Raw genomic sequence first — 18,784 nt, 5'->3', positions numbered from 1 at the left:
CGTCATGGAAATATCTGCCACCACCACGGCCCGCGCCGCCGGCCTGCGTTACACGGGCGACCATCAGAACGGCATCGCCCGATCGGGCAAGCCCGGCAAGTTCCGCTACCGCGACGCGGACGGCCAGATCGTGCGCGATAGCGCCGCCTTGACGCGCATCAAGGCGCTGGCCATCCCGCCCGCCTGGACGGACGTGTGGATCTGCCCGCACGCCAACGGCCACCTGCAGGCGACGGGCCGCGACGCGCGGGGCCGCAAGCAGTACCGCTACCATGCGCGCTGGCGCCAGGTGCGCGACGAAGCGAAATATGAGCGCATGCTCAGCTTTGGCCGCGCCCTGCCCGCCATCCGCGCCGCCGTCGCGCGCGGCATGCACCTGCCGGGCTTGCCACGCGAAAAAGTGCTGGCCACCATCGTGCACCTGCTGGAATTGACGATGATGCGCATCGGCAACGAAGAATATGCGCGCACGAACAAATCGTTCGGCCTGACCACCCTGCGCACGCGCCACGTGCAGGTCGACGGCAGCGCCGTGGCCTTTCACTTCAAGGGCAAGAGCGGCGTGCGCCACGATATCCGCCTGAGCGACCGCAAGCTGGCCACGGTGCTGCGGCGCATGCGCGAGTTGCCGGGCCAGGAACTGTTTCAATACATCGATGACGATGGCGCTCGCCACGGCGTCGATTCGGGCGACGTCAACGATTATCTGCGCGAGGTGACGGGCGAAGACTACACGGCCAAGGATTTCCGCACCTGGTCCGGCACCCTGCTGGCCGCGCTGGCCCTGCAGGCGTTCGAGCAGGTCGATTCCGATGCGCAAGCGAAGAAAAACATCGTGCAGGCGATCGAGTCCGTGGCGAAAAAACTGGGCAATACGCCGACGATCTGCCGCAAATGCTATGTGCATCCGGCCGTGCTGGAATCGTATCTGGAGGGCAGTTTATTGGAAGGCATGCGCGCGCGGGCGCAGGAGCAATTACGGGAAGAACTGCCGGCGCTGGCGCCGGAGGAAGCGGCCGTGCTGGCCTTGCTGCAGCAGCGCCTGCAGAGTGCGGTCAAGCCTGGCGCGCGGGCTGGCGCTGGCACTGGGCCGACAGCGTGAGGGCATCGCTGCGGCACACGGGCAAGGTGCCATGCCCCGCTTCGCGCGCCACGGGGGCCGGCGCGGCATCGCCGTTCTGCGCCTCGCCCGCATTCATCCAGGTGGCCGCCAGGGTCGAAAAGGTGAACAGGCAGATCAGCAGGAATGGCTTGTTCACGTGAAGGGACTGGCCTGGCTTTTGCATCGCATACTCCGTCGGACTGGTTGGCTGTTGCAGCATGGACACGATCATCGCGTGTTTCCACAAGGCATACAATCAGACGGTTTCGACAAGATGGGTAGGACAGCGCTGACAGACTCAGCCATAAATGCCGATGTCGGCAGATTTGACACCTGCTCCGGCCCGTCCCAGACTAGCCCTTGTTTTTGCAGCATAATCCAGACAGGAACGTTTCCTGCTTGACCTCTCGCCTGGGCACGCTTGGCGCCAGTCAACGGGGGAACGATCATGAGCTTTATCAAACAAGTGCTGCTGGCGCTGCTGCTATGCGCAATGTCGGCCGCGCACGCCACCAGCATCGGCTACACGGCAACGTCGCTGGGCGGCACGCAGTGGCGCTACGACTACACGGTCAGCAATACCACCTTGGCCGTGCCCATCGAGGAATTCACCTTGTTCTTCAGCGTGGGCACCTACGCCAACCTGCAGAGCGTCTCCACGGCGCCGGGCTGGGACGTGCTGCTGGTGCAGCCCGATCCCGCCATTCCCGCCAGCGGCTACCTCGACGCGCTGGCGCTGGCCGGCGGCATCGTCCCCGGCGCCACGGCCACGGGCTTTTCCGTCACCTTCGATTACCTGGGCGCGGGCAGCCCCGGCGCCCAGCCGTTTAGCATCCTCGACCCCGTCTCCTTCATCGAACTCGACACGGGCATCACGCAGCCGGCCGCCGTGCCCCTGCCCTCTACACCATGGCTGCTGCTGGCCGGCGTGCTGGGCTTGGCGTGCCTGCGGCGCCGGCAGCTGGCCGGCGCCGCGCTGGCCACAGGCCTGGCGCTCGGCCTGTGCGCCTGCGGCGGCCCCAACGATCCCACGCAGTCGCCCGCGCCGAAGGTCATGCTGGCGGCAGCGGCAGCCACCGTCCAGGCCGCCGGCGACTTTGAAGTGACGATGCTCGATAAAGTGGCTGAACAGCGCGTCAGCCGCACGGTCTGGGACTACACCTACCGCGTGCACATCCGCAACAATGGCAGCGAGGCGGCCGGCAATGTGCAAGCCGTGCTGGCCAGCGCGCCAGAAGGCAGCACCATCATCGATGGCGACGTGCAGGCCGGCAGCATCGGCGCGGGCGCCACCGTCACGCCCGCTGACACCATCACCCTGCGCATCGAGCGCAGCATCGCCTTCCAGAGCGCCGGCCTGACCTGGACTTTCAGCGCCAGCACCGGCATCGCCCTCGACCCCGTGCGGCCCGCGCAAGTGGTCGTGCTGCCGCTGTCCGGGCTGGGCTTTCCCGACGGCGCCGACAGCGTCAAGGCCAGCGGCGCCGTCACGGACGTGCTGCTGCAGGAAGGCAGCCTGCGCTTTTCCACGCCGGGCGACACGGGCGTCGACCAGCATGCGCAATTTTCCCTCAGCAAGGGCGGCAAGGTCACCATCCTGGATCTGCTGATCCAGACCGAACTGCCGACGGCCGTGGAAACCTATGTGGAGCCGAACGACGACGGCAGCGTGCCCGCCGCGGCGCCCGTGCTGGCCATCACTGGGCTGGGGCCGAACAACCGCCTGCAGCCGGGCGGCCTGGGATTGCGCCTCGTGGGCGCGGCCCCCATGGCACTGCAGGATGACAGCGACGGTCTGCTGTCGATGCCGGACGGCGCGGCCATCAGCCTCAAGAGCTACTGGACGTTCGATGCGGCCAGCGGCACCTTCAGCATCGGCGCCACGGCCATGCAGCAACTGCTGGCATCCTTGCCCAACGGCAGCTACGACCTGAATCTCAATTTCGTCTCGCAGGATGGCGAGTTCACGGCCAGCTATGCCTTGATCGTCATCAAGTCCGGCATCGTGCTGCAAGGACAGCTGCGCACGCCCGCAGGCGCCAATGCCACGGGACTGGCCGGCAAGAAAATGTTATTGGCCGGCTACAACAACCGCCAGCGCCAGGTGGCCGTGATCGACGCCACGGGCGCCTTCCACTTCGATGGCGTGCTGCCCGACACCTACCAGCTGACCTTGAACGACCTCGTCCATCCGAACGTGGTCAGCGTCAGCGCCGTCGTCTTCAACAGCAGCAGCAACGTCAATGTCGACATCGTCTACCCGTATGCGGCGAGCCCGGCCTTGCGCGCCGAGGCGAAGACCTATACCGCCGGCAGCGTCACGCAGGATGGCGCCGCGCCGCCCGCGCGCGAGGTGCCCGCCAGCCATCGCGCCGCGGGCGACGTCACGCCGCAGGATGACGCGGACAGCAAGACCTTCACGGCCACGGCCGCCGCGCAAAACCAGACCATCAGCTCGCCCATCGCCTTCACGGTGCCCAAGGACACGAAAAACGTGGGCGTGAAAATCACCGTCAGCACGGCCGAGTATCCCGTCTACACGACGGCGCAAAGCCAGTACAACGATACCTGGTCCTATTCCGTGACGGGGCTGCCCGGGGTCAACCTGGCCGCCGCAGGCGCCGTCAACCAGAGCCACTTTACGCAGGGCACCATCGTCAGGACCGAGTGCGTCGATGTCAGCAAGCAAACCAAGGATGGGGCGTTGAACCTGGGCGGCAATGTCAGCGCCACGAATATCGGCGACAGCGCTCTGGCCACCGTGACGACGGTGGAACTGAGCCTCGCGTGCAAGGGCTTGAAGGTGACGCTGGCAAAATTCCTTTCGCCCAACAAGGATGCCCACCCCGTGTTGCAGCCGATCAAGTTGACGGGCAATCTGGCGGGACCGTATGTATCCGTGTCGCAAGGAAACGCCACGGCCACGCACACCTTGCCGCTGGAATTGCACTACACGCCGGCGGCGGCGACGATTACGGAAGTGAACATCGGCATTGCGTCCGGCGGCGGCGACCCCGCCTTCAGCACGCAGAATTTATTGTCCCAGACCAATACCAAGACTGCCGGCACCGTGAAATTTCCCAGCCTGGTGCTGCCCGCCTTTGCCGGCGCCAAGCTCGACAAGAAGGCCGTCGTCACGGTGCGCCTGAAGGGCCGCATCGACAATACCGATGCCAGCTCCGACCCGGCCGAAGGGGGACAAGTGGCGTTCAAGGGCGACACGGCCTATATCCCCCTGTACCTGGCCAACGACGAGGCGGCGCTGGCGGCGCGGCGCTACGGCACGCGCGATCCTGGCGGCGATTCGTGGGCCACGCGCCTGGCCATCGCCTGGCTGGCGGGCAAGGCTTACCGTTTCGACGACATCAGCGGCCAGCACGTGACGCAGACGGCAACGGGCCGGTCCATCCTCGGCCACAGCGGCCACAGCGACGGCCAGCAGATCGACCTGCGCTACGCGGACGGCGCCGGCGGCTATACGGACGCGCTGGGCGGCCAGAACGACGGCGCCGCCATTCACCAGCTGATCAACGACGCAAAAGCGGAAGTGGTGGCCAACCCCGCGCAAAAGCCGAAACTGGCGGCGCTGCTGGCGTGGATCGCGGCGAACCGGGCCATGCTGGCCCAGGAAGCGGCGCCGGCCAGCACGCGCATCATCTACATCGGCCCCAGCTTCATCAAGCTGGCCCTCGTCGACGGGCGCTTTTCCGCCGCGCCGGCCGACAAGATCCCCGGCGCGGGCGCCTGGACCAAGCCGGCAAAAGTGCACATCGAGACGGGACACCTGAGCCACTGGCACATCAGCCTCACGGCCCATCCGTAGGCAAGGTCAGGCGGGCAGATCGGACAATTCCAGCTCCGAAAACCCCGCCCGCCGCCGCGCTTCCAGGTTGAACGGGCCGCGCAGGGTGGGCGCCTCGTAGCGCAGCGCCAGCTCGGCATACGTCGCGCGCAGGTCCAGGCCGCGCTGCCCGCACAGATAGCCGTACCAGCGGTTGCCGATCTCGACGTGCCCCACTTCGTCGCGCAGGATGATGTCGAGGATGGCTGCGGCGGCCAGATCTCCCGCCTGCGCCAGCTTGGCGCGCAGCGGCGGAATCGCATCGAGCCCGCGCGCTTCCAGGGTGCGCGGCACCAGCGCCATGCGCGCCAGCACGTCGCCGCGCGTCTTGTCGACCATTTCCCACAGGCTGTCGTGGCCGGGAAAGTCGCCATACGTGTGGCCCAAGACCTGCAGGTGCGCCTGCAGCATGGCAAAGTGCGTCGCTTCCTCCTTCGCCACGCGCAGCCAGTCCGTATAGTATTCAGCCGGCAGGTCCGGGAAGCGCCACAGGGCATCGAGCGCCAAATTCATCGCGTTGAATTCGATATGCGCGAGCGCGTGCACCAGCATGGCGCGCCCTTCCGGCGTGATCATCGAACGCCGCCCCACCAGGCGCGGCGGCACCAGTTCCGGACGCTCGGGCCGGCCCGGCACGGCGCCCGTGGGCGCCAAGTCCGCCTGCGCGTCGAGTGCCAGCGGCGCCTCGGCCATGGCCGCCACCATCGCCACCTTGGTTGCCGGGTCCGGTTCCAGCAGGCAGGCCAGCGCAGTGCTGCGTAACTCGCGCAATTGCGCCGGCGCGGTCGAAGTCGATGGGGTTGGCTGCATGGGCATACTTTCGTGCGCGTTTCAATGAGGGGCGCAGTGTATCAAATTGCCTGCCCCAGCAGCCAATCGAACAAGGCCTGCACGCGCGCCGGCAGCGCGGCGTGTGCGCTGTGCACGAGGTAATACGCCTGCGGGCTGGGCAAGTTAAAAGGGCCGAACGGCAAAACCAGCTGCCCGCTGGCCAGCCACGGCTGCACCAGCTGGCGCCGGCCCATGGCCACGCCCGCGTGGTGGATGGCCGCCTGCGCGCACAGGTCGGCGCGGTCGAAACGCAGGCTGCGCGCCGGCAAGGTCACCTCCGGCGCCTGCCCGTCCAGCCACAACCGCCACTCGGCGTCGGGCGCGCAGGCGGGCCACGCCAGGGTGTCGTGCAGCAGCGTCGCGCTGGACAGCTGATGCGGCGCGTCAAACAAGCCGTGTTCGCGCGCATAGTGCGGGCTGCACACGGGCGCCAGCCATTCCGCCATCAGCTTGCGCGATGCCAGGCCGGGAAAGTGGCCGTCGCCATAGTGCAAGGCCAGGTCGACCTGGCCGGCGCGAAAGTCCACGCTTTCATTGCCCACGCGCAAGTCGACCGACACGTCCGGATATTGTGCAGCGAAGCCTGCCAGGCGGGGCACCAGCCAGCACCGGGCGATGGACGGGCGCGCATGCACGGTGATGCTGCCCGCCAGCGCATCGCCGCCGGCCAGCGCCGCCTGCAAGCCGTCCCAGCCGATTTGCAGGGCGGCAAAGATGCGCTCGCCGTCGGCCGTCAGTTTGACCTGCCGCGTCAGGCGCTGGAACAGCCGCAAGCCCAGGCTGCTTTCCAGCCGCGCGATGCGGTGGCTGACGGCGCTGGGCGTGAGCGCCAGTTCCTGCGCGGCCAGCGCGAAGCTGGCATGGCGCGCCGCCACGAGAAAGGTGTGCAGGTTGGCGAACTGGCTGGCCGTCAGCGTGGACATGCGCGGCATGCCGGGCGGCATCACGCGGCTCCGGCCGCCAGCAAGGCGCGGCCGCGCGCCACATAGGCCGTCATTTCCGGCTCGGGCACCATGCTGCCGCCCGTGCCCCACACGAGGTGGGTGGCCGTTTCCAGCTGCGCCTGGTATTGCGGCGCGGCCAGCACGGCAGGGATGCCCGCGAAACCGGCCACGGCGGACGGTTCCAGGCGCAAGCCTTGCGTTTGTTCCAGCGTCGCCAGCAAGCGGTACAGTTCGTCATCGGTGACGGTGGCGTAGCCGTCGATCAGCCGCTGCATGGCGCGCCCGACGAAGCCGGACGGGCGTCCCACGGCCAGTCCATCGGCGGCCGTCAGGTTGTCGATGCCGATCTCCTGCACGCTGATTCCCTCGTGCAAGCCCGTGTGTACGCCCAGCAGCATGCACGGCGAGTGGGTCGGCTCGACGAAGACGCAGTGAACAAAATCGCCAAAGGCCAGCTTCAAGCCGAAGGCCACGCCGCCGGGACCGCCGCCCACGCCGCACGGCAGGTAGACGAACAGGGGGTGATGCGCATCGACCACGACGCCGGCCGCTTGGAACTGGGCTTGCAGGCGCTGGCCCGCCACCGCATAGCCGAGAAACAGATCGTGCGAATTTTCATCGTCGACGAAGTGGCAGGTGGGGTCGTTCTCCGCCTGCTGGCGCCCCGCTTCCACGGCCACGCTGTAGTCGGTCGCGTACTCGACGACGGTGACGCCGTGGCTGCGCAATTTATCCTTCTTCCATTGCCGCGCATCGGCTGACATGTGCACGGTGGCGCGAAAGCCCAGACGCGCGCTCATGATGCCGATCGACAAACCCAGGTTGCCCGTGGAGCCGACGGCGATCGCATACTGGCCAAAGAAGGCGCGCACGGCGTCGCTGGCCAGCAGGCTGTAGTCATCGCCCTCCTTCAGCAAGCCCGCGTCCAGCGCCAGCATTTCCGCATGTTTCAACACTTCATAGATGCCGCCGCGCGCCTTGATCGAGCCGGAAATGGGCAAATGGCTGTCCTGCTTGAGCCACAGCTGACCGCTCGTCATGTCTAAGGCCGCCTGCATGGCGGGCAGCGGCACGACGGGCGACTCGATGACGCCGCCGCTGGCCTGCGTTTCCGGAAACGCCTTGGCCAGGTACGGCGCAAAGCGCGCCAGGCGCGCGCTGGCATCGGCCACGTCGTCCGCCGTCAAGCCCACATCCTTCAAACCCTCGGCCGCCGGGGCGATGCGGGGATTGAACCAGCTCAAGGGCTGCAAGGCCATCAGTTCTGTAATCAGGGGAAATTTTTCGCGCAGCGCGGCGATGGCGGGAGTGGGCAGCATGGCAACCTCGTGTAGGAACAAGCCATGATTAGAGCGCATCCGGGCGCCGCTGGCAAACGATGGTTGATCAGGCAATGCATGAGGGAATGTCATCTATCCCGCATTCATCCCCAGGCACCAACCTTGGCCCATAGCTAAATTTAATTCTTGAAGGCACTATCGATTAAAGAAAAATTTCCACAAAGTCACAAAAATAAGTTATCTTAAAGGCAAATAAAGGAGACATTTTTTCTCTTTTCTACCGAGGCAAAAATGCGCTCCAAGAATGACAAAGTTACTGCTACGAATATGGAAATCCTCGACTGCGCAAGGCAGGACGATTTGACGGCCCAAAAGGTCGAGGTCGGCATTATTTTCCAGGAAATGCTCGATACCGCCACGGCCGCCGCCTACCTGGCCAAGAACAAGGTGCCGATCGCCACCGCGCTGCGCGTGCTGACGGGCTCACGGCGAAAAAAGAGCGGAGGCGGAAGTTGATGGCTCTGCGGCCGGTGAGCGGGGAATGGTCTGCCTGAACAGCTCAGGACTTCAAGGGAGGAGGCGCCACTTCATACCAAACCCGTATCCCTCGCTCAACCTTGGCTAACGCCGTCCAGCCTCGCGTTTCCGTGATGGTTTCGATGTTGACCGGACGAACGCCGGTTTTTAACAGCCATTCATTGGCCAATACCAGCGACCGGTCCATGCCATCGGAAAGCGGACTGCCCGCAGTGGTCGAACGAAAATCTTTAAATGCGATCATGGACACCTTTATATTAAGTCAGCTTCATTTCAGCAGATAAAGCCTTCAGCCTCCGCTATCGCACCCATGTGCGCCAAACGCCTGAAGCAGGCGCCAGAGAGCATAACAAATTACCGTCGAGAAACATGCGCACATTGTCACGACCACATGGCGCTCGCCGATGCGGCGTTGCCAGCGTGCGCCTTCCCCCCGCATCGGCGGCAGGAAGACGCACGCTGATAGCAGGCTTAAAACTTCAGCTGCAGCCCCAGGTCAATCGACCGTCCCTCGGCCGGCAAGGCTTGCAGCGCCCCGCCGTTCGCCTTCAGTCCCGACAGGTACACGCCACCGAGCGGGTCCGCATACGCGCGGTTGAACAGGTTGCTGACACCGGCGCTCAGGCTGGCCATCTTGTTCAGCGCCACGCTGCTGCGCAGGTTGACGAGCGCATAGCCGCCCGTCTCCGGCTCGAAGCGGCGCACGTCGACCTTGTCCTTGCGGGCCACGATCTTCGTTTCGATGCGGCTGCTCCAGGCGCCCAGCTTGTGCTCGACGGCCAGCAAGGCGTTGAACGGCATCATGCGGTACAGGTCGCCGCCATCGCTGCGCTTGCCCCGCGTGTAAGCGGCATTGCCCGTCGCCATGAAGCGGCCCCAGTGGGCGCTGCTGGCCAGCGGCAGCTGCCACGCCAGATTCGCGCCGTACAATTTGGCGTCATGGTTGGCAAAGCGCAGCAGGTTGCCGTTCGCGCCCATTTTCATGTACGGGTGGAAAGACGCCAGCACGTCGACGTCGATGTAGTTGTCGACCTTGCTGTAATAGGGATTGACGCGCAGGAACCAGCCCTCCTCGCCGCCGCCATGCCAGTCGGCCGTGAACGCCGCCGTGTACGCCGTCTCGGGTTTCAGGTCGATATCGCCCACATAGCCGTTGCCGTCGCCAAACCAGTTGGTCATGGTCATGGCCATCGAGCCGCGGCCCCACGAGTAGCGCTCGTACAGGTTGGGCGAGCGCACCTTGCGCGCCAGCGCGAATGCATAGCTGCTGGCCGCATCGGGCGTGAATGTCGCTTGCGCGGAGGCATCGATATTCGTGTCGCGCTGGCTGCGGCTGCGCGCATTGAAGGCCTTGGCGGCCATCAGGTCCGGCATGTTCATCATGTTGGTGCCGTACGATTGCACGTCGCCCGACTCCATGCGCACGGATTCGCCGCGCACGCCCAGCACGCTCGTCCAGCGCGCAGCGTGGCGCGTTTCCAGCTCGCCGAACAGCACGGTGCGGTCGCGCTTGCCGTCATTGATGTTCAGGTAGGTGCGCGGTCCCATCATCATGGAACCGGGCACGGCCGGCCAGTAATCGTCGAGACGGAAACTGTGCCACTCCTGGCCCAGGCGCAACTCGCCAGCCCCTGTCGGCAAACTGGCCATCAGCGCATAACCGGTGTTGCGGCCATGCGTAATCATCGGCATCGAACCCTTGCGCTCGGGCGTGAAAAAGCCCATCTCGTGGTCCGTCTGCTGCCAGTAGGCGCGCGCGTCCAGCACGCCCCAGGCAAATGTACCCTGGTAAGCGAGATTGGCGAACTGGCCATGGTTGTCCGTCATGTCCATGTACTGGTTGGGAAAACCCTGGTACGGGATGTGCTGCACGCCGGCGCGCAAGGTCAGCTGCTGACCATCGCCCTTCGCCGCCAGCACGATGGCCTGGTTGATGCTTTCAAACATGCTGGCCAGCACTTTATTGCCGTGGCCGTCTTCATAGCTGTGGCCGCGCGTGTAAGCGCCGCTGTAGCCGATGCTGAGCACGTCGCTGGCGGCCGTGGCATGCACGCTGGTCGCCACGCTGTTGTTGACGCTGCGCCCCGACACGGCAAAGCTGCCTTGCGTGAGCAGGCCCGCGCCCGGCCGGGCGAAAACGGGCGCGTTCGATTGCACCTCGATGGTGCCGCCGATGCTGTCGCCGCCCGCGCTGACGGGGGTCACACCCGCGATCAGGCGGATGCGCTGCACTTGTTGCGGATCAATGTACGACAACGGCGCATTCATGTGATTGGCACAGGCCGACGTCAGTTCCATGCCGTCGATGCGAATCTTGAGGCGGTCATCGGCAAAACCATTGACGACAGGCAAGCCGGACACGCCGCCGCCGGCCGCCACGCTGTAGCCGGGCGTGCTGGAGAGCATGAGCGCCGAGTCGGCGGCAGGACGGTAGCCGTCGCCTATGGCCGTGACGATGACTTTCATTTCCGGCAAAACGGTGGTGCCCGCTTCATTGTGGGTTTGCGCCACGGCGGGCATGGCGATGGCGAGGGAAATCAAGAACGGTAAATGTTTCATGGTGCTGCTTTCAGATTCTGTATAGGTAAGATGAACAGGCGCAAGCGCACGGCACGCGCGGCGCAAGGCAGTTCAGGGAAAGGGACAGATCAGAAAGCGGCGGGAGGCCCACGGGGCTGGACGGGCGTCCAGGCGAACAATGGCGTGGCGGACTGGTAGAACAGCTCGGGCAGCAAGCCCGTGAGGAGCTCGCCGGAAGCGAGCACGAGGGTGGTGGGCGGTATCGACAAGGTGTCCGCATGCATGCTGCAGCAGGGGCAATCGCCCATGCGCATGCCCGATTTCTCAGGCGCGGAAGGCTCTTGCGCATCGTAGCGGGCGGGCACGGCTTGCATGCCGCCCGCCACCGAGCAGATTTCCAGGCTGGGCACGGCCAGGCCGCTGGCGACCGTCAGCGCGCGCGACACCGTAGGGGCGAGCGTGGCCAGGAAGATGGCGATACACGCGATCCACAGGACGATGCCGGCCTTGCCTTTGCTGATGAACATGGCAACATTGTATCAGGGCAAGGCCCCTGCGCACAGGGTGCAAGTCAAACCTTGCTTACAACGCCTAACAAAACCGTAGCGAGCGGAAGGGAGCTGTGGCTGAGAAGCGGAACTGTGCTTGGCACGGGGCCGCCGAGGCAGTGAGCATCGCAGGCCGCAGATCACGACGCGCAGTAGGTTTTGATAGGCGTTCTTACAAATCCACCTTCATCGACAGCTTGATAGCGCGCGGTGCGCCCGACGCCAGCCGCGTGCCCGCGCCGGCCCAGTAGCGCTTGTCGGCCGTGTTTTCCACGTTCAGCTGCCACACGACGGCCTTGTCCATCACGCGGCTCGCATAGCGGGCGCCCGCGCTGAACAGGCTCACGCCGCCGAGGAAGGCCTGGTTCAGGTCGTTGACGGGACGGGCGCTGTAGTAATACGCGCCGCCATTGACGGACAGGCCCGGCACGGCGTCAAACGCGTAGGCGAGGAAGGCGCTGGCCGTGCGTTTCGACGCGTTTTCCGGCGCCTTGCCATTGTAGTCGGCGTTGATGTGCGCAAAGCGCGGGGCGAGCAGCTGGGCCGACGTCTGCCACGACAGCTGGCGCGTCAGCTTGCCTTGCGTCGAGATTTCCAGGCCGCGGTAGCGCTGTTCACCATCCGACGTGAAGACGTTGCTGCTATTCGTGTAATAGCCGGGGCGCGTGATGTCGAACAGCGCGGCGGAGACCAGGGTGCCGCCCGGCGTCAGCCAGCGCGCACCGAGCTCTTTCTGCTTGCTCACGCCGGGCGCCATCTTGACGCCCTGATTGGCTGTGCCCGTCGGGCCCGTCTCGCCCTCTTCCAGGCCCCGCGCCGTGGACGCGTAAAACGACAGTTCGGGCGTGGCCTTGTAGATCAATGAGGCCATCGGCGTCGTCTTGCTGACGTCGTAGTGGCTGGCGCCCTGGTCGCTCTGATAACTGCTGCGGCGCACGCCGATGACGCTTTGCCACTGCGGGCTGAAGACCATGCGGTCGAGCGCGTACAAGCCCGTGTCGCGCGTCTCGAGCGCAGCCGTCGTCGGCGCCGTCGGCTTGGGACCGAACACGACATTCGTCACGGGCACGGGCTGGTACAGGTTTTGCGACGCGATCGTGTAGTTGCTCTGGTAGATAGCATCTTGCGACTTGTCCGTACGCGAGGCGCCCAGGGTCAGTTCGTGGGCAATCAAACCCGTATTAAAGTTGCCGGCCAGTTCCGCGCGCAGCAAGTCCGACGCCGTCACGCTGTGCTGGATATTGCCCGTGATGCGGCCCGCGCCCGTGGCCAGCGCGGCCGCGTTATTCAGGCGGAAGATGGCCAGGCGGCGGTCGCGCGCCGTTTCCGAGTGGCCCGCCTCCACCGTCAAGGCCCAGCCATCCGTGATGGCGTAGTCGGCGCGCAATTGCGCGTTTTTCGTCTGCGCCTCGAAATTCGACCAGTCGGGGCCGATCAAGTTGCGCGGATCGACGGCGCGCGGCAGGTTGATCACGCCTTTCACGGCGGTGGGCAAGGCCACGCCCGCCTGCTCCGTCACCTTGCGGCGGTCGTATTCCAGGTCGGCCTTCAACAGCAGTTTATTAGTCACCCGCCAGTCCAGCGCCGTGGAGAGAAAGCTGCGGTTGCCATTGCCGACATGATCGAGGTAGGAACCCAGGGTGCCGCCGGCGGCATTGATGCGCACGCCGAATTCCTGCTGCGCGCCGAAACGGCGGCCCACGTCGACATTCGCCACGGCACTGCCCCGGTCATCGAGGCTCAGGCCCATGCTGGTGACGGGCTGGCTGCCAGCCCGCTTGGTGACGAAGTTGACGACGCCGGCCGGCGACGTAAAACCGTAGTACAGGGCCGAGGCGCCCTTCAGCACTTCCACGCGCTCCTTGTTTTCCATGGGCACTTGCGAGAAGTTCATGATGGGCATGGAGCCATTGAGGCGGTAATTCGTGCGGTTTTCCACGGCGATGCCGCGTATCACCAGCTGATCCCACGTTTCGCCGCCATTTTGCTGGCGCGTCACGCCCGCCGTATTGCGCACGGCGTCGTACAGGCCGGACACGGCTTGCTGCTCCAGCAATTCGCGCGTGATCACGTTGACGGTCGACGGCACGTCCATGATGTTGGCGCCGCGAAAGCTGCCCGCCTCCGTCGTGACGGGCACCAGGCCTTGCGCGCGGGTGCCCGTCACTTGCACGGCTTGCATGACTTTCTCATCGCCAGCCGTCAGATCGTCCTGGCCGCTGGCGGCATGGGCCGCATGGGAAGCGAAGGCCAGCGACAGGGCCGCGGCGACTGGAAGTAAGCGGGTGCGGGGAGATACAGCAGGCATGACATTGGGCTTTCAATGAGAAAATATGTACGGATGGAAACTTACGGTTAGCGCGCATGATACCGATAATGAGAATCATTATCAAGTAAGTGTGAGTTTGTGTGAGTTTTACAGAAGAAACAAGGCCACCGTGGCGCCTGTTATCACTTGAACACGTTTGGATTTTGCAGACGAGGCCGCAAAGAGGCATACTGACAGTCACGGCGCGCAGGATGTGCCGCCCCAACAAGATCAAAAGGTAAGTTCGTGAACACAATCGACAACAAAAGCGTGCAGACGAAAACATTTCGCTGGAAACGCTGGCAGCGCTGGGCCGTCGGCACCGGCTGCGTCCTGGCCGCCTACAGCGCGGCCGGCTTCTGGCTGGTGCCCTACGTCATCAAAAACCAGCTGCCCAAATTTGCAGCAAAAGAACTGGCGCGCCAGGCCAGCATAAGCTCCGTACGCTTCAACCCGTTCACCTTGCGCCTGGAAGCGGAGCAGATCGCCTTCAAGGAAGCGGCCAGCGCTGGTGGCCAGAGCGGCGCGCCGCTGCTGTCCATCGGCGCGCTGGCCGTGCAACTCGAATGGAAATCCATCGTGCGCCGCGCCTGGAGCCTGGCGGAAATCCGCATCACGGCGCCGCAGGCGCAGCTGACCATCACGCCGGACGGCAAGTTCAACCTGGCCGAAGTGCTGGCCACCTGGCAACGCAATCATCCGGACAAGAGCGACGGCGGCATGCCGCGCCTCGTCATCGGCCACTTTGCGCTGGAGCAAGGCAAAGTGGACTGGCAAGACCAGAAGGCGGGTTATGCGGATAACTTCACGCCGATCAACTTTACACTCGACAATATCTCCACCCTGCCCGATGCCAACGGCAGCTACAGCCTCAGCGCCGACGCGGCGCGCGGCGGCAAGCTGCACTGGCGCGGCACGGCCTCGCTGAGCCCGATCCGGGGCGAAGGCGAGTTGATACTGAACGACGCTTCCCTGCCCGGCCTGGCCGCGTATTTGAAGGCGTACACGCGGGCGACGGTGAGCAGCGGCAAGCTGTCGGCGCGCCTGCCCTACGCCTTTTCCTATGCCGACGGCACGCTGGAAGCGACCGTCAAGGGCGCGGGCCTGGCCTTGCGCGACCTGGCGCTGGTGCAAGACGGCAAGGGCGCGCCATTTACATCGCTGGACACCCTGGGCATCGCCGGCGTGAACGTGGATCTGGCGCGCCAGAACGTCACGGTGGATAAAATCAACTTGTACGGCGGCAAGGTGGCCGTGCGGCGCGACAGCAAGGGCGAGATCGACGTGGCGAACCTGATGCTGCCGGGCAATCCCGCACCTGCAGCACCGGCCGCCGCGCCAGCCAAACCTGGCAAGTGGAAGGTGGATTTAAAACAGCTCGCACTGGCCAATGTGGACGTCTCCGCCATCGATGAAACCGTCACGCCTACCCTGCAATTGAGCGCGAAACAGTTGCAACTGCAGCTGCAGCTGGGCTTGCAACAAGGGCCAGCGGGCTTGGCCACCGTGATCGACGGCGCCAATTTCAGCCTGGCCGACCTGGCCATGCAACGGGGCGCGCAAACGCCGTTCAAGCTGGCCCAGCTGGGCTTTACGGAAGGCAAGATCGACCTGGCGGCGCATAGCGTGCACCTGAGCGCCGTGACGGCCAGCGGTGCGCAGATTGACCTGACGCGCAACCGCCAGGGAGAGTTTGCGATTGCGCAAAAACTGCCCGTGTTTGCCTCCGGCAAAGCCGACGCAGGCAAGGAAACCCCTTCCGCGCCGTGGTCCACGACGGTAGACAAGGTGGAACTGAGCAAGTTCGGCGCCCGTTTCGAAGACGCGGGCACAGGCATCAAGGGCACGCTGCAGGATGCCAGCCTGTCCCTGCACAAGGTCAGCAACGATATGAAGCAGGCGCTGCCGTTCGAGCTGGGCGTGGGCCTGCGCGAAGGCGGCTTGCTCACGGCCAACGGCAAGTTCGTGCCGGCCACGGGCGCCGTCGATGCGCAACTGAATTTGAAACAGCTGACCCTGGCGCCCGTGCAACCGTTGCTGGCGCAGCATGTAAAGCTGAAGCTGGCGGGCGGCACCCTCTCCGGCAGCGGCCGCCTGACGACGGGCGGCGGCGCGCCGAAAGCGCCGAAAGTACGCTATGAGGGCGGCGTGGATATCGCCGGCCTCGTGCTCAATGAAACGGATGGCAAGCGTTTTGCGTCATGGAAAAGCGTGCGTGCCGACAAGCTGACTGCCAGCGTGGGTCCCGATTTTGTCGACATACCCGAGCTGCGCGTGGTCGAACCGAATGCGCAGCTGATCATCGAAAACGACCGCAGCCTCAATGCCCAGCGCCTGCTGGTGAAGGCGCCCGAGCCGGCCACGGCACCCGCTCCTGCTACCGCCAGCGCGCCCGCCGACGCCGCCTTCCCCGTACGCGTACGCCGCGTGCGCCTGCAGAATGCCAAGCTGGACTTTGCCGACCTGAGCCTGCGCCCGCAGTTCGCCGCCAAGATCTATGAGCTCAACGGCGTCGTCACGGGCCTGTCGACCAAGCGCGATGCGCGCAGCCAGATCGAGCTGGACGGCCGCATCGACGAATTCGGCCTGGCGCGCGTGCGCGGACAATTAAATCCCTTCGCCCCGACCGACAACACGGACTTGAACGTGGTCTTCAAGAACGTCGACATGGTATCCGCCTCGCCGTACACGATGAAATTCGCCGGCTATAAAGTGGCGGAAGGCAAGATTTCGCTGGACTTGCAATACAAGGTGCGCAACCGCCAGCTCGACGGCACCAACCAGGTCGTGCTCGACAAGCTGACCCTGGGCGAGCGCATCGACAGCCCGGACGCCCTGAAGCTGCCGCTGGAATTGGCGCTGGCCATCCTCAAGGATAGCGACGGGCGCATCGACCTGGGCTTGCCCGTGTCGGGCGACATGAACGACCCGCAATTCAGCTATGGCGCGCTGATCTGGAAAGCCGTGGGCAATGTGCTGACGAAAATCGTCACGGCGCCGTTCCGCGCGCTGGGCAACTTACTGGGCATCAGCGCCGACAAGCTGGAAGCCATCGACTTCGATGCGGGCAGCGCCGTGCTGCTGCCGCCCGAGCGGGAAAAACTCAAGCAGGTGGCGCAGATCCTCGCCAAGCGCGAACAGCTGAAGCTGGCCGTGCCGGGCCAGTACAGCGACACGGACGGGGCCGCCCTGCGCGCCCAGGCCGTGCGCCGCGCCGTCGCCGCCAAGGCCGGCATCAAGCTGGAAGCGGGCGAAGAACCGGGGCCGTTAAACCTGGGCGAACGCAAGATCCGTGGCGCCCTGCGCGACCTGTATGGCGAGCGCTTCGGCAAGGCTGAGCTGGACAAGCAGAAAAAGGCCGCGGAATCGGCTGCGCCTGCCCCAGCGGCGGCCTCCGCCAACGCTTCCGCGCCGGCGGCGGCCAAAATCCCCGTCTTCCAACGCCTGGGCAAGCTGATCGAGGGTGAGCCGCAAGTGGCCGACACGGGCGCGTTCTACAACGGCTTGCGCGAACAGCTGGAAGCCAAGCAGCCCCTGCCTGCCGATGCATTGAGCAAACTGGGCGCCCAGCGCAGCGCGGCGATTGTGGCGGCCCTGCAGCAGGACGGCACGCCGGCGGCCAGGGTCAGCGCGGGCGCGCCGGAAAAAACGGAGGCTGCGCCGGGCAAGCTGGTGGGCTTGAAGCTGGGATTGGCGGCACAATAAGATATGGAAACCATCTGACGCATGAAAAACCTCGACAAGGTAGCGCCCTATACATCGTCCATTACCCAGGGAAACTGGGGCACCATGACAACGCTGGTAGCCGAAGTCGGCGTATCGGCAAAAGACAGCATTGCATTTGGTGAAAAGACGCTGCTATCGAACTATGTGTACGACAAGAATGGCACGTACAAGCTGATTTATACGGTGGTCGGGATTGATGGTAGTATTGATAACTACGTCGAGGATGACGGCATTTTGCCGACACTGTTCCTGAGTCCGGATCAGGAAAATTATGTCTCCGTCATCCCCTATCATCCTGATAAAGAACTGGAAATCAGCATTCCCGTCTTTCATCGTGACGGTGTGGAATTACCAAAGGGTAACCGTCCATTTACAGGACACTTCATTGGAACGACGGACTCGTATTCGATATTTCACGATGTGCCTTTTGAAGATAACAAGCCGGACAAAATCCTTGCCATCGAGTTTATCAATGGAAAACTGAAGAAGAAACACAATGTCAAGATTCCATTACCCGCAAATAACCGCATCGCCATTTGCGACAAGACGATTCATTTGCTGGCCAATGACGGCAGCATTCTCCTGCACCGGGAGATCGATGAAAAAGGCAACGTCCTGCGCTCGCGGGAAATCGACGCGAAGGATATCGATGTTTTACAGATACTGAGCTCATCGTTCGACAAGGATTCTTATCTGCTGGCGCAAGACAACGATAAAATCATTCTCGAAAAAATAGATGCGGCTGGGGCAAGCGAAATCATTGCATTAGTGGACTTTGCCGATCCACTGTTCAATACATGGCAACCAGTCGACATCGCTGACGACACTTTTGTCACGCGTTTCAATACCGAGTTTGGAAACGGCTGGCTGACCACGAAAAATGATAAGTTATTGGAAATATTCTATAGCAAAGGCGAGCAAGGCTACCGGAACTTGCTGACAAACGAGCTTCTGTCCATGCAGCATGACAAATTGATCATTTCCAGCATCAACAAGACCACGGAGCGTGGTTATGCGGTCGTGCTCTACCCGAGGGTAGTCGGTACAGCGGAGAATGCCGAACTCATCGTCTTGAATCGCCGCTTGCCATAGCGTCGGGCACCTCAATGGCGGCGCATCGGCGGCATGGCCAGACCATGCCGCCGAT

13 protein-coding genes are annotated in these 18,784 nt (G+C 64.1%); 5 read left to right on the top strand and 8 right to left on the bottom strand.

The window, feature by feature from the left end; translation table 11 throughout:
- Positions 1–4 precede the first annotated feature (4 nt).
- Positions 5–1,102, top strand: a complete 1,098-nt coding sequence (locus tag D9M09_RS11305; protein ID WP_121669294.1) for a DNA topoisomerase IB — start codon at positions 5–7, stop codon at positions 1,100–1,102.
- On the opposite strand, the gene D9M09_RS11300 is transcribed toward D9M09_RS11305, so the two are convergent.
- Entirely contained in the window at positions 1,056–1,286 is a 231-nt protein-coding gene (locus D9M09_RS11300; RefSeq protein WP_162995634.1) for a hypothetical protein, read from the bottom strand. The two genes, D9M09_RS11305 and D9M09_RS11300, sit on opposite strands and share 47 nt — an antisense overlap.
- Positions 1,287–1,550: 264 nt before the next feature.
- On the opposite strand from D9M09_RS11300, the gene D9M09_RS29625 reads away from it, so the two are divergent.
- A complete protein-coding gene (locus tag D9M09_RS29625) occupies positions 1,551–4,925 on the top strand; it encodes a hypothetical protein (RefSeq protein ID WP_240453616.1) in 3,375 nt (1,124 codons plus the stop codon).
- A gap of 6 nt (positions 4,926–4,931) precedes the next feature.
- On the opposite strand, the gene D9M09_RS11290 is transcribed toward D9M09_RS29625, so the two are convergent.
- Genes D9M09_RS11290 through D9M09_RS11280 form a run of 3 tightly spaced genes read right to left on the bottom strand, consistent with a single transcriptional unit; the run spans position 4,932 to position 8,037 of the window.
- Positions 4,932–5,753: a ferritin-like domain-containing protein gene (locus D9M09_RS11290; protein ID WP_121669292.1), complete on the bottom strand. Its 822-nt coding sequence runs from the start codon at positions 5,751–5,753 to the stop codon at positions 4,932–4,934.
- Between the two features lie 41 nt (positions 5,754–5,794).
- Entirely contained in the window at positions 5,795–6,697 is a 903-nt protein-coding gene (gene dsdC, locus D9M09_RS11285; protein WP_121671051.1) for a DNA-binding transcriptional regulator DsdC, read from the bottom strand.
- 20 nt (positions 6,698–6,717) lie between these two features.
- Positions 6,718–8,037 carry a D-serine ammonia-lyase gene (locus D9M09_RS11280; protein WP_121669291.1) on the bottom strand — a complete coding sequence of 440 codons (1,320 nt, stop codon included), beginning with the start codon at positions 8,035–8,037 and terminating at the stop codon, positions 6,718–6,720.
- Positions 8,038–8,325: 288 nt separating this feature from the next.
- On the opposite strand from D9M09_RS11280, the gene D9M09_RS11275 reads away from it, so the two are divergent.
- Complete coding sequence (locus D9M09_RS11275) at positions 8,326–8,514, top strand: hypothetical protein (RefSeq protein WP_143449874.1); 189 nt, start codon at positions 8,326–8,328, stop codon at positions 8,512–8,514.
- Between the two features lie 43 nt (positions 8,515–8,557).
- Here the strand turns inward: D9M09_RS11275 and D9M09_RS28905 are convergent, their stop codons facing one another.
- The 4 genes from D9M09_RS28905 to D9M09_RS11260 form a co-directional block, all read right to left on the bottom strand.
- The gene (locus D9M09_RS28905; protein WP_139142896.1) at positions 8,558–8,779 is read right to left on the bottom strand and encodes a hypothetical protein; all 222 of its coding nucleotides are present in this window, start codon (positions 8,777–8,779) and stop codon (positions 8,558–8,560) included.
- A 227-nt stretch (positions 8,780–9,006) separates the two neighbouring features.
- Complete coding sequence (locus tag D9M09_RS11270) at positions 9,007–11,094, bottom strand: TonB-dependent receptor (RefSeq protein ID WP_121669290.1); 2,088 nt, start codon at positions 11,092–11,094, stop codon at positions 9,007–9,009.
- An 89-nt stretch (positions 11,095–11,183) separates the two neighbouring features.
- Positions 11,184–11,582: a DUF2946 domain-containing protein gene (locus tag D9M09_RS11265; protein ID WP_070223590.1), complete on the bottom strand. Its 399-nt coding sequence runs from the start codon at positions 11,580–11,582 to the stop codon at positions 11,184–11,186.
- Positions 11,583–11,775: 193 nt separating this feature from the next.
- Positions 11,776–13,911, bottom strand: coding sequence for a TonB-dependent siderophore receptor (locus tag D9M09_RS11260; protein WP_121669289.1), 2,136 nt, complete (start codon positions 13,909–13,911; stop codon positions 11,776–11,778).
- A 246-nt stretch (positions 13,912–14,157) separates the two neighbouring features.
- On the opposite strand from D9M09_RS11260, the gene D9M09_RS11255 reads away from it, so the two are divergent.
- Together D9M09_RS11255 and D9M09_RS11250 are read left to right on the top strand one after the other, a co-directional pair.
- A complete protein-coding gene (locus D9M09_RS11255; protein ID WP_240453615.1) occupies positions 14,158–17,616 on the top strand; it encodes a DUF748 domain-containing protein in 3,459 nt (1,152 codons plus the stop codon).
- 21 nt (positions 17,617–17,637) lie between these two features.
- A complete protein-coding gene (locus D9M09_RS11250) occupies positions 17,638–18,729 on the top strand; it encodes a hypothetical protein (RefSeq protein WP_121669288.1) in 1,092 nt (363 codons plus the stop codon).
- Positions 18,730–18,784 lie beyond the last annotated feature (55 nt).

This window comes from Janthinobacterium agaricidamnosum, from assembly GCF_003667705.1.
Classification (GTDB): domain Bacteria; phylum Pseudomonadota; class Gammaproteobacteria; order Burkholderiales; family Burkholderiaceae_D; genus Janthinobacterium.
This window is presented reverse-complemented; position numbering and strand designations above follow the sequence as displayed.

Excerpts from the sequence above, each read along its gene's own strand:
- D9M09_RS11305 (WP_121669294.1), top strand. The coding sequence starts at position 5 with ATGGAAATATCTGCCACCACCACGGCCCGCGCCGCCGGCCTGCGTTAC.
- D9M09_RS11300 (WP_162995634.1), bottom strand. The coding sequence starts at position 1,286 with ATGCAAAAGCCAGGCCAGTCCCTTCACGTGAACAAGCCATTCCTGCTG.
- D9M09_RS29625 (WP_240453616.1), top strand. The coding sequence starts at position 1,551 with ATGAGCTTTATCAAACAAGTGCTGCTGGCGCTGCTGCTATGCGCAATG.
- D9M09_RS11290 (WP_121669292.1), bottom strand. The coding sequence starts at position 5,753 with ATGCAGCCAACCCCATCGACTTCGACCGCGCCGGCGCAATTGCGCGAG.
- dsdC (WP_121671051.1), bottom strand. The coding sequence starts at position 6,697 with ATGTCCACGCTGACGGCCAGCCAGTTCGCCAACCTGCACACCTTTCTC.
- D9M09_RS11280 (WP_121669291.1), bottom strand. The coding sequence starts at position 8,037 with ATGCTGCCCACTCCCGCCATCGCCGCGCTGCGCGAAAAATTTCCCCTG.
- D9M09_RS11275 (WP_143449874.1), top strand. The coding sequence starts at position 8,326 with ATGGAAATCCTCGACTGCGCAAGGCAGGACGATTTGACGGCCCAAAAG.
- D9M09_RS28905 (WP_139142896.1), bottom strand. The coding sequence starts at position 8,779 with ATGATCGCATTTAAAGATTTTCGTTCGACCACTGCGGGCAGTCCGCTT.
- D9M09_RS11270 (WP_121669290.1), bottom strand. The coding sequence starts at position 11,094 with ATGAAACATTTACCGTTCTTGATTTCCCTCGCCATCGCCATGCCCGCC.
- D9M09_RS11265 (WP_070223590.1), bottom strand. The coding sequence starts at position 11,582 with ATGTTCATCAGCAAAGGCAAGGCCGGCATCGTCCTGTGGATCGCGTGT.
- D9M09_RS11260 (WP_121669289.1), bottom strand. The coding sequence starts at position 13,911 with ATGCCTGCTGTATCTCCCCGCACCCGCTTACTTCCAGTCGCCGCGGCC.
- D9M09_RS11250 (WP_121669288.1), top strand. The coding sequence starts at position 17,638 with ATGAAAAACCTCGACAAGGTAGCGCCCTATACATCGTCCATTACCCAG.